The following is a 15,257-nucleotide window of genomic DNA, read 5'->3' on the forward strand; positions in this document are numbered from 1 at the left end:
TCGAGGCGGTGCGCTGGCAGTACGGCGGCAGTGGCCGTGCTGACCGCGACAAGCAGCGCCATGGCCTGGCCGTCATGGGCGTACCGCAAGAACAAATCGACGCCATGCTGCCGGCGGCGGCTGAAAGCGGGGTGCAGCTGTTCCCGGCGGCGGTGCCGGTGTGGCAGGTGTGGCAGGAAATGGGGCCGCGCTGGCGCTATGTGGACTGCGTGCCGCAGGGGCTGGATGCCGTGCAGCTGGAAAGCCTGTACCGCCTGCGCGGCACGCCGCGTAAGCAGCGCCAAGAATGGTGGCCGCTGCTGCTAGCCATGGAGCGCGAGGCGCTAGAGCTGCTGCGGCGCAAGGGTAATTAAGGGGGGGCTATGGCAACGCAGCAGGTAGGGTCGCTGATCATCAGCCTGGAAGCGCGCACGGCGCAGATCCAGCAGGACATGGCGAAAACCAAGCAGATTGTCGGGTCTGCGCTGGGGGATGTGCGCAAAGAGGCTGCCCGCACGGCGGACGCCATGGAGGAGATCGCCGACGTAGCCAAGCTGGGGGCTATCGGTGCTGGGGCGCTGGTGGCCGTGCAGGGGCTGGCCTCGCTAAAGGATGGCGTGATCGAGGTGGCGCGGGAGCTTAATCAGGCTCAGATCGCCAGCGAGAAGCTGCAGAAAACGCTGTTCTACGCCAACGGCGGCGATATCAAAGCCATCGGCAAAGATGTGGAGTGGCTTAGCCAGACGGCCAATCAGTTGGGGCAGGATTTTGGTGTTGTCTCTACCACCTATGCCCGCTTTGCCGGTGCTGTTAAAGGTTCCGGCCTTGAGGGGCATGCGCGGGAAATCTTCGAGTCCCTATCACTGGCAGGTAGTGCGTTTGGTCTGTCGGTAGAAGAGGCTGAAGGCGCCATGCGCGCCCTGGTCCAGATGTCGGCCAAGGGTATTGTGAGCGCCGAGGAATTTCGCGGGCAGCTGGCAGACCATTTGCCAGTGGCTTCGCAGGCGGCGGCCAGGGCGATGGGCGTCACCACGGGCGAGTTCAATCGCATGCTGGAAAGTGGCGAGATTATCGCTGACGATTTCCTGCCCAAGCTGGCGCGAGAGCTGCGCGGCATGTCCGCCGATGCGGCCAAGTTCGGCGGTGAGACGCAAAAGGCGACGGCGCAATTCAACAACGCTTGGGAGGGTATGAAGCGCGAAGTGGCGGCGTCGGGGGTGAGTGCCTTCATTAGTGGCCAGCTGTCCATCATGGCCGATGCCTTTAATGACTTTTCGGGGTCAATCCGCCGTGCGCGGGCGGAAGGCGCGGGCTTCTGGGGGCAGGCTGCGGCGGGTGGTGGTGCCGCGCTGCGGTTTCTCAATCCGCTAAACGCGGTGGACTACAAGGCCCAGTCGCAGGCGGCGCGTGCCGAGCAGCTCAAGGCGCTGATCGAGGACAAGCAAAAGAACCTCTATTCGTTTTCGTTTTCCGAGTCGCTCACCAGCAAGCAAGCCTCGCTGGCCGCCATGAAGAGCGAGCTAGCGGGTATCGAAAAACGCCTGGCTGCCGTGGGGACGGATGCGCGGGCGGGTGAAAAGAATGCAGCCGCAGCGGCGGCAAAACAAAAAGCGGCCGAGGCGCGGGCCGATAACTACGTCAACAACGGCAAAAACATGACGGCAGCGCAGCGCTACGCCAAAGAGTTGCGCGATGAGGAGGACGCGTTCAAGGGTGCTGTCGCAGGGTTGGGGAAGGGCAGCAAGCAGTACCAGGCCGCGCTGGTGGCGCACGAACAGCGCGTGGCCGACATCAAGGCCGACTATGCCAAGAAAACCGCGCCCAAGCGCGGTGGCCGTGCCGCGCAGTACGGCAGCGCGGAAGACCGCGAGCTGGCCGACCTGCGGGCGCGCATCCAGACCGAAAACCAGCTGGCCGTGGCACTGGTGGATTATGGCGAGGCGGTGGACAAGATCACGCCCGGGCAGAAGCTGCTTAACCAGCTGCGCGAGCAAGAGGCGGTCGCCAAAACGGCGGTGGCCAAGGCGCACATTCAGGCCAAGATCACGCTGGCCGAAGAGCTGGTGCAGAAAGAAAAGGCCAACATCCAGACCAAGGCCGGGCTGCAGCAGGCGGCGGAAGAGCGCAAGGCGTTCTTTGCCGACCTGAACCGCGACGTGGAAGAGTACGAGCGGGCGCAGATGGCAGCGGCCCAGCGGCTGCGCGACCTGTACGAAACGCCTTATGCCCGCGTACAGCGCGAAAGTGCGGCCAACCTGCGCGATATCGACAATAACCGCCAGCTGTCTGCGCCAGAGCAGGCGCAGATGCGCGGGGCGGAGGTGGCGCGGGCAGCGCAGGCTATGCAGCAGTTGCAGGGCGGTGTGCGTCAGGATCTGGGTATGGTGCCGGATGCTGAGCGCATTGTGCAGGCGCACCGTGACATGCAGCGGCGTATTGCCGAGGTGACGGCAGAAGGCACGGCCGAGCGGGTGGCGATGGAAATCGCCGCCAGTCGCAAGCTGGCGCAGGACACTCAGGCGCTGGAAATGCAAAAAGCCTCGCTGGTGCTGGGTATGGGGCAGCAGGTTTTCGACGGCATGGCGTCGTTGGTGGAGTCCACTGCCGGGCGCCAGTCGGCTGCCTACAAGGCCATGTTTCTGGCCAGTCGTGCGGCATCTATTGCCATGGCCATTGTGAATACCGAAGAGGCGGCCACCAAAGCGCTGACCATGGGCCCGATTCTGGGTGTGCCGGCGGCAACGATGGTGCGTGCGCTGGGTTATACCAGTGTCGGCATTATGGCAGCCCAAGCTATTCAGGGTATGGCGCACGACGGTATCGACAGCATCCCGCGTGAAGGCACCTGGCTGCTGGATCGCGGCGAGCGGGTGGTGGACGCCCGTACCAATGCCGACCTGAAGCAGTATTTGCAGCAGAGGAATGGCGGGGGCGGTGGAGGTATCACCGTGGTGATTAATGAAAGTAGCGCTGCGCAGGTGCGGGTGACGGAGGGTGTCGGGGCAGATGGTCAGCCGATGTTGACGCTTGATGTGGTCGAGCGGGTGGCTGACGGTGTGTATAACCGCAACCTCTCTCGCGATTTGCGCCCGGGAGGGGTGTTGAATGGCCGCTGAGACATGGGGCTGGGAGCCGGACTATGGCGGCCAGGTAGAAACCAAGCCGCGTATCAAGTCGGTGGTGTTGGGGGACGGTTACGAACAGTCGGTACCGGATGGCATCAATACCATGCCGGTGGTGCGTAGCCTGGTCTTTTCTGCCCGTAGCGATGCCGAAGTAGAGGCGATGGAGGCGTTCCTGCGCCGCCATGCCGGTGTGCGCTGGTTCTGGTTCGCCTACCCCGGCAAAGTGGCCATCCGCGTCAAGTGCCGGGGTGGCTGGTCGGTGGTGCCGGCTGGGCATGACCTCAATACGCTGACGTGTACGTTTGAACAGGTTTTTGCTGTGGGGGTGTAGATGCAGATCCAGCAAGAGTTGCAGCAGCTGGTGCCGGATGCGCTGGTGGAGCTGTTTGAGCTGCGCCCGCCGGCCAGCGTGCCGCTGGCGGCCATGTATTTTACTGCCAGCGGTTCGGGTGAGCCGGTGACGTTTGCTGGCCAGCGCTATGAGCCGTGGGCCATTGCGGCAGAGGGTTTTGCCGCGCTGTCCAATGGCTCGGCACCACGCCCAACCCTGAAGGTGTCCAACGTGGCCACCATGGACGATGGGCGGCAGGTGCAGGGCGTGTTTAGCGCGCTGGTGCGGCAGTATGCCGGGCTGGCGGGCTGGGTGCTGGTGCGGCGGCTGACGCACGCCAAGTTTTGTGGCGGTGGTGCGCTGGCTGCCCAGCCGGAACAGCATCAGGACGAAATCTGGCGCATCAACCGCAGGGTGGAGTCTGACGGCGCATCCATTACGTTTGAGCTGGTCAGCCAGCTGGATTTTGTGGGGGTGAAAGCGCCTGGTGTTATCGCCACGGTGGCTTGCCCGCCGTATGTGCGCTATCGCGGTGCCGAGTGCGCCTACAGCGGTGCGGCCATGTTCGATGTGAATGATCAGCCCACGGCCGACCCGGCCAAAGATGTCTGCAGCAAGCGGCTGTCTGGCTGCCGTTGTCGCGGCAATACAGAAAATTATGGTGGTTACCCCGGCATGCGCCGGTACGGATAGCCGCTAGATCAATAAGCAAACCCCGCCCTGGTGCGGGGTTTTTTCATTGGGGGTGGGTATGCGAGCGACGCCGGAGCAAATCAGCCAAATGCTGGCCTATGCCAGCCAGCAGCCGCATCAGGAAGTGTGCGGGTTGGTGCTGGATAGTGGCCGTGTCTGGTTGGGACGCAATGTGGCGTCCGACCCGTCATGCACCTTCGAGCTGGATGCGGCGGATTGGGCGGCGGCCAGTCAGCTGGGGGCGGTGGTGGGTATCTGGCACAGCCACCCGCAAGGCGGTGCCGAGCCGTCGATGATTGATCGCGCCATGTGCGAGCGCACGGCGCGGGCCTGGCATGTGGTCAGTGCGCCGGATGGCGATTACCGCCTGATCGAGCCCTGCGGCTGGCGTGCGCCACTGCTGGGGCGGCCGTACTGCTACGGCCTGTTCGATTGCTGGGAGCTGGTGCGCGACTGGCAGCAGCGCGAGAAAAGCATACACCTGCCGCGTATTGCGGATGCGCCGGACGGCTGGTGGTACCAGCGCGACCTGGTGCCGGCTTTGTGCGAGCAGGCCGGCTTGGTGCGGGTGGCTGGTGCGCCGCAAGCGGGGGATGTGGTGCTGATGCGTTGCGACCCGGAAAGCGTTGGGGCTGACCACGCAGCGGTATATGCGGGCGATGGCGACATCCTGCACCAGCTGCGCGACCGGCCATCGGAGAAAACACGCTATGGCGGCTACTGGCAGCGCGCCACGGTTGCCGTTCTGAGGGCGCAATGATGACGCAGCTGCGAAACGTGCTGCTGGCCGGCGAGCTGGCCGAGCAGTTTGGTGCCAGCCACCGGCTGGCGGTGGCGTCGGTACGGGAGGCGGTGACGGCGCTGGATGTGCTGTACCCGGGCTTTCGGGCGGCGCTGGCTGCGTGCATCGAGCGCGGCATGGGCTTTCGCGTGACGGTGGCGGATCGTGACATTACCGATGATGAAGTGGCGCTGGTTTCAGTCGGTGACATCCTGATTGCGCCAGTGGTGCTGGGTGCTAATGCCGGTGTGAGTGCCGTGCTGGGGGTGGGTTTGATTGCTGCCAGTTTTTACTTTACCGGCGGTACCGCCACGGCCTTGCTGATGGCGGGTGGCGGCCTGGCGATTGGTGGTGTGGTTGGCATGATGACCAAGATTCCGGCCGTGTCTGCTGGCCAGATCGAGTCCGGTGCCAGTCAGAAAAGCTACCTGTTCGGCGGTAGCCAGAATACCGGCGTGCAGGGGGTGCCGGTGCCGGTGGGTGTGGGCGAGATGATTTATAGCGGCATCGTGATTAGTGCCGGCATCGACGTGGAGGACATTGTCTGATGGGTGAGATGACGGTTTTTGGCGCGGGTAGCCCCAAGGGGTTGGCCAATGATGCGGCGGCGCGAGCCACGCCAGTAGAGGCGCCGGATAGTTTGCAGGCAGTTGCTACCGCGCGGATGCTTATGCTGATGGGTATGGGGCAGCATGCAGGCCCGCCAGCAGCGCTGGCGCAGTGCGTGTTCCTGGATGGTGTGCCGCTGGAAAATGCCGACGGCACGCGCAATTTCGAGCGCGTGGTGGTGGAGTGGCGCCCGGGTACGCAGTATCAAGAGCGCGTCGCGGGTTTTTCTGATGTGGAAGCCGAAGTGTCGGTGGCGGCCGAGGTCAAGGCAGCGACGCCTCTGGTGCGTCTGATTGATGATGTCACTGCCACGGCGGTGCGTGTCACGGTGTCTACCGCTGCGCTGTTGTCGATTGATGCTAGCGGCAATACCAATCCCACGGCGGTATCGCTGGCGGTGGATATCAAGCCGGCGGTGGGTGCGTGGGTAGAGGTTGGCCGCATCGATATCAACGGCAAGACGCGTAGCCGCTACCAGAAAGCGCGCCGCTTTGCCTTGGCGGGTACCGGGCCGTGGCAGGTGCGTGTGCGCCGCATCACGCCGGACAGCACAACGCAGAACCTGCAAAACGCCACCAGCTGGGACAGTTTTACCGTCATCAACGAAACGCCGCTGCGCTACCCGAATAGTGCGCTACTGGCGCTGAAGTTCGACGCCAAGGCGTTCAGCAGCATGCCGAAGATCGAAGCCCGGTGGCGGCTGAATCTGCTGCAGGTGCCCAGCAATTACGATGCGGCGTCGCGTACTTATAGCGGCCCATGGGATGGCACCTTTAAGCCGGCCGTGTCCAATAGCCCGGCTTGGTGGCTGTACACCTACCTGACCGACCCGCGCTTTAACATCGGCTTGCCCGATGGTGAATACAAGTGGGATTTGTACCGTATTGCTCAGTGGTGTGATCAGCTGGTGAGCGATGGCCAAGGCGGGCTGCGGCCGCGCTTTACTGCCAATATGGTGCAAACCGAGACGGCGGACCCGTGGGCGATAGTGCAGGACATTGCCAGCATTTTCTGCGGGCGTGTCATTCCGTACGCTGGCGGCGTGCGTGTCGTGGCGGATATGCCCTGTCTGTCGCCGCGCAAGCATTTTGTGCCGGCCAACGTCGAGGGCGGGCGCTTTGTTTATGGCGATAGCGAGCTGAAAGACCGGCATACATCGGCGGTGGTGACGTTCCGTGACAAAGCCGACCGCTACCAGAATGCTGTCGAGCTGGTAGAGCATGCCGACGGTTATCTGCGCTATGGTCATAACCCTGTCGATGTGGTGGGTGTGGGTATCGATAATCGTGCTCAGGCCCAGCAGCTGGGGCGCTACGTGCTGGAAACGGCGCAGGCCGAAACCGGCACCGTGTCTTTTGGCGCCGGCATCTACGCGCTGGATCTGTTGCCGGGTGACGTTTTCGAGATTGCCGACCCGGTAGAGGCGGGTGCCCGCTACGGTGGCCGCCTGATGTCGGTGGATGGTACAGCGGTGGTGTTGGATGCGCCGGTGGAGCTGGCGGCAGGGGTTGCGTACTCGCTGGAAGTGCCGCTGCCAGACGGCACGCTGCAGCGGCGTGGCGTCAATATGCTGCCCGGTAACTATACCGCGCTGCAGGTGGTGGCGCCGTTCAGCCAGCAGCCAGTCGAGGGTACTACCTGGTTGCTGGTGGCCACTACGGTACAGCCCACGCTGTGGCGCTGTGTCAGCAATGCGCAGGTGGGGGGTGATCCATTCCACCGCAGCATTGCCGGTGTGCAGCACGATCCTGACAAGTGGACGCGCATCGAGCAGGGTATTCGTCTGGCGCCCCTGCCGGTATCGAGCCTGCCAGACCCTTCATCGCCACCGGCGGTGGTGGGGGTGGTAGTGCGTGAAGTGGACTATCTGCGGCCGGATGGTGCGCGTGCCGTGCGGCTGGATGTGGATTGGCCGGCCAGCAGTTTTGCCTTCCTGCGCGGCTATGTTGTCAGCTACCGGCAGGCGGGTGGCAACTGGGTAGAGTTGCCGGAAGTGTCGGCCAACCACGACGAGATTGCTGATGTGCTGCCGGGGCAATGGCAAGTGCGGGTGGCGGCAGTGTCCGTGACGGGGGCGCGCAGTGTGTCTGCGCCGCTAGATGTGACAGCTGCTGGTAGCACGCGCAAGCCGGCCTTGCCTGCGCTGACGGCGTCGGGTGGTGCTATGCGGGTGGATCTGACCATCGGCTGGCCGTCGGCGGATTGTGTCCGGGCTGAGTTGTTTGGCAGTGCGTTGGCTTCTGATCCTGCGCCGGCCAAGCTCTGTGATTTGGCTTACCCGGCTAGTACCTGGGCGCATCTTGGCATGGCGACGGGCGTCACCATGTACTACTGGCTGCGTGTGTATAGCAGCTGGGGCGTAGCAAGTGACTTTGCGCAGGCTTCGGCCACCACCATCAAAGACCCGTCCATCCTGCTGCAGCAGCTGCAGGGCGCCGTCGGGCGTGGCGCGCTGGATGCGCTGGTGGGTGGCAGCATCGACCAAGTGCCGTCGCTCACCGCGCTGCGCGATGTCACCGTGCCGGCGCTGGCCGGCCAAATGTCGCAGCTGGCGCCGGCGCTGGCTGATCTGCAGCAGCGCGTCATCCCGCAGCTGAATGCCGCGGGTGAAGCTGCGGCCGAGGCGGCGTTGCGCCTGGTGCTGGATGCGGACAAGCGGGCACGGGAGGCACGGCGTAACCGGCGCGTGCTGGATGCCATCATCGACGTAGACCCGGCGACCGGTCAGATCCGGCTGAAGGCCACTGCAGAAATCACCACGGACGTTGATGCCAAAATCCGCGACGTACTGCTGCTGGCGGATGCGCTGGATGGCCGGCTGACCGGTACGGTCACCACCGTCAATGCGCACGGTGGCCGGCTGTCGGCCGCTGAGAGCCAGCTGCAGCTGCTTGAAACGCAGATCAGCCTGGGCGTGCAGCAGGCGCTGGCGTACACCGACACCGCAGTCAGCAGCAACGCCAACGGCCTGGCCGATGTCCAGCGGCAGCTGGGCACGCTGTCAGAGACGCAGCTGCGGGCGGCGCTGGCGGCGGATGAGCAGCGCCAGGCGGCGCGCGGGCTGAAAGTGTCGCTGGCGCAAGCCAAGCTCGACATCAAGGCCAATGCCGATGAGCTGGCAGCGCAGGCCAGTGCGACGCTGACGCTGGCCAGCCGGCTGGGTGCTGCAGAAGCCGGCCTGCTGGTCGAGCAGCAAGTGCGGTCGGCGGCCGACCAAGCCACGGCCAGTCAGCTGGGCGCAATGCAAGCGGTTATCGATAGTAACGGTGCGGCGATCAGCGATGAGCGCAGCGTGCGCGCCACGGCGGACGCGGCACTTGGCCAGCGTATCGATACCGTGCAAGCGGTGGCGGCTGACAATGCGTCGGCGATTACCGCCACTCAGACTGCGCTGGCCGACCAGGCCAGGGCACAAGCCTCACGCAGCGACGCCCTGCAGGCGGACTACACCCGGCAGGCCGATGCGGCAGGCAATGCCGCCCTGGCGGCTGCGCTGGCAGCCGACAAGCAAGCCAGCGCAGCGCGTGGTACGCGGGTGTCTGTTGCGTCGTTGACGCGGCAGCAGCAGGCTACGGCGGATGCCCTGCAGGCGGAAGTGGTGGTGCGTGAGCAGCTGGCCGCCCAGGTTGGTGCAGTGTCCGCTGCGGTGCAATCTGAGTCGGTAGCGCGTTCTACCGCGGATACCGCCTTGGGTCAGCGCATCGACACCGTGCAAGCGGCGGCAGCGGCCAACGCTGCCGCAATCCAGTCGGAGACGACTGCGCGGGCTACGGCGGATACCGCCTTGGGTCAGCGCATTGACACCGTTCAGGCGTCGGCTGCGGCCAACTCCGCTGCCATTCAGTCGGAGGCGACGGCCCGTGCTTCGGCGGAAGCCGCTTTGAGTCAGCGCATCGACACCGTGCAAGCGGCCGCCGCTGGTGCGATTGCGGCAGTGCAAGAGGAAGCCTCTGCCCGTGCTACCGCTGTCGGTGCTGAGGCGATGGCGCGTCAGCTGTTGGCCGTGCGCGTGGGTGAAGCCGAGGCGTCGGTAGCCGAGCAGGCCGAAGTGGTGGACGGCCTGAAAGCCCAGAAAACCCTGCGCGTTACCGCTGGCGGCAAGATTGCCGGCTGGGCCGCATACGCAGATGCCAACGCCAGCGCTTTTGACATCTTGGCGGATGTGTTCCGCGTCTCGCTGCCGAATGGTTCTGGTAGCCGGCAGGTGTTTACGGTGGGTTCGCTCAACGGCGGGCCCGCGGTGGGCATTGCCGGTGACCTGATCCTCGACGGTGCCATGGCGGCGCGGCATGTCAGCGCCGATGCGGCCAATTTTGTGCTGCTGCAGGCTAAATCGATCTGGGCGCAAACCGGCTATATCGGTGCGCTATCCGAGCTGACGGCCAATGCCGGCATCGTCATCAGCGGCCGTCTGCAAAACGGGCCCACGCTGGCCGCATCCACCGCAGTCATCGATCTGAATGCCCGTGGCAGCCAGCCTTTCCTGCAGGTGATCAACCGCGACAGCGGCCGGCAGGACGTGTTGGTGACAGCTGACGGCTATGTGCAGGTTGCGCGGCAGGTGGTGTCGGAGCCGGATATTCGTGCCGCAGCCCCGGTAGGGGTAGACAGCGGCTGGCTGGAGCCGGGGGCGGTGTGGTCGTACATCATCGACACCGGCTATCAGTCGTCAACAGTCTGGTCAGACGCCGCCAGCGAGCAGCTCGTCGGGGCGGCAACGATCTCGGGCGGTATGTCTCAGAACGGTGGCGGCACCGGGCTGATGCAGGTAGACGTGCTGACCGGCGATGGTTTGTCGCTCGGCGGCGGCGGTTATGTTGACGGGCGGGTTTATCTGAAAGTCACGTACCAGCATGCAGGTGCCGGACAGATCAGGATCACGCAGTTGAAATGGAAACTCGCCCGGGTGTAATGCCCGGGCTTTTATTTGGGAGACTGCTATGGCAGGACTTGGCTGGTTACGTACCGGCACGATTACCGTGACTAACGGCAGCAAAGCCGTGACGGGAACGGATACGATCTGGGGTGGTGGTGTCGTTAATCCTGGCGACATCATCCTGCTGCCGAACGGCGCACTGGGCGAAGTTGAATCAGTCGGCAGTAATACCGCACTGACGCTGAAGTTGGCGTACACCGGTGCCACGGCGTCGGCACAGCCGTACGCCATCATCCGTATGCTGCCGTCCGGCAACGTTGCGGCGGATCTGGCTGCCGCTTTGCAAGCGCTGATTCAGCGCTCCGGCAGCACGCTGGATCAGCTGTTTGAGCTATTTGATAGTTACGGTGCAGTGTCTTTTAGCGACGGCACGACCACGCTATCCGGCTTGCATGGTCTGCGCAAGTTGATGGCGGACATCGCTGCCCGTCCGGCGTATGACACGGCGGGTAATGTCGGCGTGGGCGCGGTACCTAGCCCATGGGGGGCAGATTTCCGCGCGATCGATATTGGGGATGGCAGCCGCGGTGCTGCAGTGCTGAGCGGGTTCTACTCGCTCACAGTAGCGCGGAACTGCTTTCGGGTAGCAGATGGCTGGCGTGCGAAGTACACGGCGGTTGAGCCGCCATCAGCCTATGTTCAGCCCTATGCGGGTGGGCATGAATGGCTTTCTGCTTCCGGGCCCGTCACTGCTGGCGAGGCTGTGGCCTTGCAAAAGGTGATGGCCCTCACCTCCACGGGTGCCTTAAGCGTGACCGGCCCTGTACGGCCTGGGCTTTATACACTCGGCACGCTGCCGTCGGCTAGCGCATACCCTCAGCACATCATTGTCGTCACTGATGCAAGTGGCGGTGCTGCGCAGTGTCTCAGCAATGGCGCCAGCTGGATCAACATCCGCACCAATGCACCTGTGAACTAAGGAAAAAACATGCCCATCATCGAAACGACCCGCGCTTATGAGACCCTTATCCGTCACCACGCCGACGGCAGCATCGGCGCTCATCATGTCCGCATCTACGAAGTCGTCAAAGACGGCCAGGTGCTGACCAGCCAGGTGCAGCCGCCGGTGCCGCTGTCTGTGGCTGGCGAGCAAGGTGTCCCGCTTGCCCAGGTACTGGGAGAGGCCGCCGCCGCCGCGCTGCTGGCTACTGAAAAAGCCCAAGCCGAACTGGCTGCGGTCAAGGCACAACTGGCCGCCGCCCAGTCGGAGCTGGAAAAGCTGAAAGGTGCCACTGCATGAAAGCCTACGAACTTGGCACGCTGATCATCGTCGCGCTGGCCGGCGCGCAGCTGTTGCAGCTGGGTGTTCAGGCGCTGACGCCGAAGCCCGCGCCGCAATGCATGGTGCAAGCCATCACCGCAGATGGCGCTACTGTCCAGCGCTGGCGCCCCTGCACGCCGGCCGAGCTGGCCGCCACCAACTGACCCGCTCCGGCGGGTCGTTTACTTTCTAGCCCGCCGCGCGCGGGCCATTCAATTTTATGAGGAGAGCGGTATGCCTGATGTGATGCCGAGTGCGGTTGCCTTCCCGAATTCTGGCCCGGCTAACGGGTTGCTAGCGATCTCGCCGAGCGACAGTGTAGACGCGGCCTACAAGGTGCGTCAGATCTACGTCGGCACCGGCGGGGACGTGCGTGTTATGCAGGGTGGTGTGGCGGTGACGTTCAAGAATGTGCCGGCCGGCGCAACGCTGGGTCCGTTTCTGGTGGACAAGGTGTTTGCTACCGGCACAACGGCGGCTGACCTGGTGGGGTTTCTGTAATGCAGATCGGTATCAGCATGAGGCCATCGCGCCAGCTGCCGCTGCTGGCGCAAATCATCGCCTTGCTGCGGAAGTCTGGCGGTGAGCTGTGGCTGGCTGACGGTGCGGGTATCGCGCTGGCAAGTGATGGCAGCGGACCGGCTGGCGATGGTGCCGTCGCTGGCTTCGCCGCTGGTCGTGTCGGCGGCGTGGCGGCCGTGCAGGCCACCAGCAGCCGCAAGCCGCTGCTGCAGCGCGTCGGCGGGCGGTGGCAGATCAAGTTTGACGGTGCAGACGACGCTTTAGCCACTGCTGGGCTGCCATCAGTGGCGGCGGAAACGTTCGGCTTTGTCTATACCGCGCCTGCCATTGCGTCCGGCCAGTTCCCGCTATCGCGGCGCAACGCTGCCACGAGCATTGGCAGTGCGTTCTACTTGAACGGCACCAGCAATGCAGTCTGCTTTATCAACGGCAATGGCGCGGCGGTAACGGGTGCGGTGGTGGCGCCGGGTGCGGTGGCTGTGGTGTCTGCCGTCGGCAAGGTCGGCACGCTGGCCGTGCGGGTCAACGGCGTGGACGGTACCGGCGTGGCTTACGGCAGTTACGCATCGGGCACAGGCGGGATCGTGCTCGGTAACTCGCAGGATTTTGCACGGCCGTTCGGTGGCGCGCTGCATGCGGCATGGTATGTGCCGGGGGTGCAGGCTGAGGCCGACCGCCGGCTACTGGATGTTCTTCTTGGCAGGCTATTCGGCGTGGGGGTCACGGCATGAGCGCATACGATCACATGGTCATCGTCACCGTCCCTGCGGGTCTGGGCGAAGTGGCCGCCGCAGTTGGCCGCGCGCTGGACCCGGACGTTGGCGGCGCTGACAGCTTTGTGCCGCAGCCGGATGGCACGCTGCGGGCGGCCGCATGGAGTGTGCGCGAGTACGCCCAAGCCTTGCCGTACCTGGTTGCCGATCCAGCCGCGCTGCACGCCAGCGTGGTGCTGGACTACCAGCAGCGCTGGCCGGCGCTGTCACCGCCGCCGCTTGCGGCGATTACCGACTTTTGCGCAGCTGCCGAGCTGCAAATCATCAAGCCCGCGTAAGCGGGCGTTTCATTTCAAGGGGGTGTGATGGGTGCTCGTATGAAAGCCAGCCTGTGGCTGGCGCTGGCGGTGGTGCTGGCCGGTGTAGTGGCGGCGATTTCCTTGCGTACCGTAGTTGCCGCTGCGGTAGCCACGGTGCTGGCCGGGCTGAGTGGGCTGGCGCTGGCTTCCGGTGGCGCGGGGAAGGGCGCGGCAGCAGCTGGTGCCGGCCTGCATCTGCCGGCGCTGGCCGGTGCCGTTGTGGGCGCGGTGTTGCAGTGGCGGCAGTCGGTAGGGCGCCGGTGGCCGGAGCGGCTTTTGCTGGCGGGCGTGTCGCTGGTGGCGGCGTATTTCGGCGGCTTGCTGGTGGCCAGTGCCTGGCCGGAGCTGGGTGATGGTGCTGTCGGGCTGGGCGGGATGATTGCGGCCAACCTTGCCGTGCCGCTGATCGATGGCCTGCGGGTGTTGCAGGCGGATGCCCTGGCCGCGCTGCGGGCGCTGCTGACGGATGTGCCGTGGCTCAAGCGGCTGGTGGGTGGCCGGCTGGGTTTGTCCACCGAAACGGTGGATAAGCCTGTCGATAACGCAGGCCCGCCGCAATAGCTGCCTGCCCGCTGTTGTAATGATCAAAATTTAATCAGCCCGCTGCGTGCGGGCTTTTTCTTTTGGGGGTGGGATGGCTTTGCTGCAAACTGAAGATCAGCTGCGGGTAATTTTGCCTGCGGCCAAGCCCGCTGCAGTGCGGGCTTTTTTGCGTCCGCTGATCGATGCGATGGCTGCGTATGACATCACTACGCCGGCGCGGCAGGCGGCATTCCTTGCGCAAGTTGGGCATGAGTCTGGCCAGCTGAACTACGTGCGCGAGCTGGGTAGTGATGCCTACCTGGCCAAGTACGATACCGGCAAGCTTGCGGCACGCCTTGGCAATACGCCGGAGGCGGATAGCGATGGCCAGCGCTACAAGGGGCGCGGGCTGATCCAGCTGACTGGTCGCCGCAATTATGAGCTATGCGGTTTTGCGCTGGGTGTGGATCTGGTCGGGTCGCCGGATTTGCTGGAAGACCCGCTGCTTTCTGCGCTGGCAGCGGCGTGGTTCTGGAAAAACGAAAGCCTGTCATTGCTGGCAGATGCCGGCAAGTTTGACGACATTACGCGCAGAATTAACGGTGGCCAAAATGGTCGCGCTGATCGCTTGGCGATCTGGTCGCGTGCCAAGAAAGTGCTGGGGGTGGTGTGATGATGTCGGTTTTGAAGCGAGCGGCAGCTGTGCTGCTGGCGCTGCTGGTGACGCACTCGGCGGCGTGGTGGGGTGGTGGCATGGTGGAGCGCCACCGGTGGGAATTGAGGGCGGAGCAGAAAAAAGCAGGGCAGGCCACGGCTGATCTGGCGGCATTTGTGGCTGAGTCGCAGCGCCTGCAGGGCGTGGCCGACAGGGTGCAGGCCCGTATCGATAACCTGGCTGCTATGCGGCCGTCTATTGTGGAGCGCTACCGTGAAACGATCCTGTCTAATCCGCTGCCTGCTGGCTGCCGCCCTGGCCCTGACCGGCTGCGCGACATCAATGCCGCCACCGACGCTGCCAACGCCGCAGCCTCCAGTGGTGCTGGTAACGCCATGCAGGCCGATTCCGCCGCTGGCCAGTGATGACTGGGACGCTATCGGCCGTGCTTATATCCAGCTGGTGCTGGATTATGGCGAGTGCGCGGCCAAGGTTGCCAGATGAGCTTGAACCCCGTGCTTCGGCGCGGGGTTTTTTGCTATTTCTGCTAATGCAAATGTGCTGAACTTATTCCTTATATATAGGCGAATTTCAGCGGCTCATTTTTGTGTGCCTAATTTGTGGCCCGCCGTTGTGCCATTTTTGTGCCGTAGTTGTGCCGTGGATTGCCTTATTCAACATTGTGGATGCGAAAAAAGGTAATTAAATCAATGGTGTTTATTTAATGCTACGAATTCGTAATGCGAAGGTCGGGGGTTCGACTCCTCTTAC

General features: G+C 64.0%; 17 protein-coding genes. All 17 read left to right on the forward strand.

Features of this window, described 5'->3' with window-relative positions:
- The first annotated feature begins 8 nt into the window (after window positions 1–8).
- The 17 genes from FLQ03_RS16255 (at window position 9) to FLQ03_RS19705 (ending at window position 14,990) form a co-directional block, all read left to right on the forward strand.
- Entirely contained in the window at window positions 9–353 is a 345-nt protein-coding gene (locus FLQ03_RS16255; protein WP_144372630.1) for a DUF1799 domain-containing protein, read from the forward strand.
- Between the two features lie 9 nt (window positions 354–362).
- A complete protein-coding gene (locus FLQ03_RS16260; protein WP_144372631.1) occupies window positions 363–3,095 on the forward strand; it encodes a tape measure protein in 2,733 nt (910 codons plus the stop codon).
- Window positions 3,085–3,435: a phage tail protein gene (locus FLQ03_RS16265; protein ID WP_144372632.1), complete on the forward strand. Its 351-nt coding sequence runs from the start codon at window positions 3,085–3,087 to the stop codon at window positions 3,433–3,435. The genes FLQ03_RS16260 and FLQ03_RS16265 overlap by 11 nt, the downstream gene beginning before the upstream one ends.
- On the forward strand, window positions 3,436–4,128 hold the full coding sequence (locus FLQ03_RS16270; RefSeq protein ID WP_144372633.1) for a phage minor tail protein L: 693 nt from the start codon (window positions 3,436–3,438) through the stop codon (window positions 4,126–4,128).
- 88 nt (window positions 4,129–4,216) lie between these two features.
- The gene (locus tag FLQ03_RS16275) at window positions 4,217–4,888 is read left to right on the forward strand and encodes a C40 family peptidase (protein WP_170252457.1); all 672 of its coding nucleotides are present in this window, start codon (window positions 4,217–4,219) and stop codon (window positions 4,886–4,888) included.
- The gene (locus FLQ03_RS16280) at window positions 4,885–5,457 is read left to right on the forward strand and encodes a tail assembly protein (RefSeq protein ID WP_147674752.1); all 573 of its coding nucleotides are present in this window, start codon (window positions 4,885–4,887) and stop codon (window positions 5,455–5,457) included. Before FLQ03_RS16275 ends, FLQ03_RS16280 begins: the two co-directional genes overlap by 4 nt.
- Window positions 5,457–10,430, forward strand: a complete 4,974-nt coding sequence (gene gpJ / locus FLQ03_RS16285; protein ID WP_144372636.1) for a TipJ family phage tail tip protein — start codon at window positions 5,457–5,459, stop codon at window positions 10,428–10,430. The genes FLQ03_RS16280 and gpJ overlap by 1 nt, the downstream gene beginning before the upstream one ends.
- Window positions 10,431–10,458: 28 nt before the next feature.
- Complete coding sequence (locus FLQ03_RS16290) at window positions 10,459–11,373, forward strand: hypothetical protein (protein ID WP_144372637.1); 915 nt, start codon at window positions 10,459–10,461, stop codon at window positions 11,371–11,373.
- 9 nt (window positions 11,374–11,382) lie between these two features.
- Complete coding sequence (locus FLQ03_RS16295; RefSeq protein WP_144372638.1) at window positions 11,383–11,694, forward strand: hypothetical protein; 312 nt, start codon at window positions 11,383–11,385, stop codon at window positions 11,692–11,694.
- Window positions 11,691–11,879, forward strand: coding sequence for a hypothetical protein (locus tag FLQ03_RS16300; RefSeq protein ID WP_144372639.1), 189 nt, complete (start codon window positions 11,691–11,693; stop codon window positions 11,877–11,879). The genes FLQ03_RS16295 and FLQ03_RS16300 overlap by 4 nt, the downstream gene beginning before the upstream one ends.
- Window positions 11,880–11,949: 70 nt before the next feature.
- Window positions 11,950–12,216 carry a spike base protein, RCAP_Rcc01079 family gene (locus FLQ03_RS16305; RefSeq protein WP_206211016.1) on the forward strand — a complete coding sequence of 89 codons (267 nt, stop codon included), beginning with the start codon at window positions 11,950–11,952 and terminating at the stop codon, window positions 12,214–12,216.
- Entirely contained in the window at window positions 12,216–12,968 is a 753-nt protein-coding gene (locus FLQ03_RS16310) for a hypothetical protein (RefSeq protein WP_144372640.1), read from the forward strand. Before FLQ03_RS16305 ends, FLQ03_RS16310 begins: the two co-directional genes overlap by 1 nt.
- Window positions 12,965–13,288, forward strand: a complete 324-nt coding sequence (locus FLQ03_RS16315; RefSeq protein ID WP_144372641.1) for a hypothetical protein — start codon at window positions 12,965–12,967, stop codon at window positions 13,286–13,288. Before FLQ03_RS16310 ends, FLQ03_RS16315 begins: the two co-directional genes overlap by 4 nt.
- 39 nt (window positions 13,289–13,327) lie before the next feature.
- On the forward strand, window positions 13,328–13,870 hold the full coding sequence (locus FLQ03_RS16320; RefSeq protein ID WP_144372642.1) for a hypothetical protein: 543 nt from the start codon (window positions 13,328–13,330) through the stop codon (window positions 13,868–13,870).
- A 169-nt stretch (window positions 13,871–14,039) separates the two neighbouring features.
- Window positions 14,040–14,504 carry a glycoside hydrolase family 19 protein gene (locus tag FLQ03_RS16325; RefSeq protein WP_240802297.1) on the forward strand — a complete coding sequence of 155 codons (465 nt, stop codon included), beginning with the start codon at window positions 14,040–14,042 and terminating at the stop codon, window positions 14,502–14,504.
- Complete coding sequence (locus tag FLQ03_RS16330) at window positions 14,504–14,911, forward strand: hypothetical protein (protein ID WP_147674753.1); 408 nt, start codon at window positions 14,504–14,506, stop codon at window positions 14,909–14,911. Before FLQ03_RS16325 ends, FLQ03_RS16330 begins: the two co-directional genes overlap by 1 nt.
- Window positions 14,844–14,990 (forward strand): hypothetical protein, encoded by a 147-nt coding sequence (locus tag FLQ03_RS19705; RefSeq protein WP_420855666.1) that lies wholly within the window; start codon window positions 14,844–14,846, stop codon window positions 14,988–14,990. Before FLQ03_RS16330 ends, FLQ03_RS19705 begins: the two co-directional genes overlap by 68 nt.
- Window positions 14,991–15,257: the final 267 nt, after the last annotated feature.

This window comes from Vogesella urethralis, from assembly GCF_007644045.2.
Taxonomy (GTDB): Bacteria; Pseudomonadota; Gammaproteobacteria; order Burkholderiales; family Chromobacteriaceae; genus Vogesella; species Vogesella urethralis.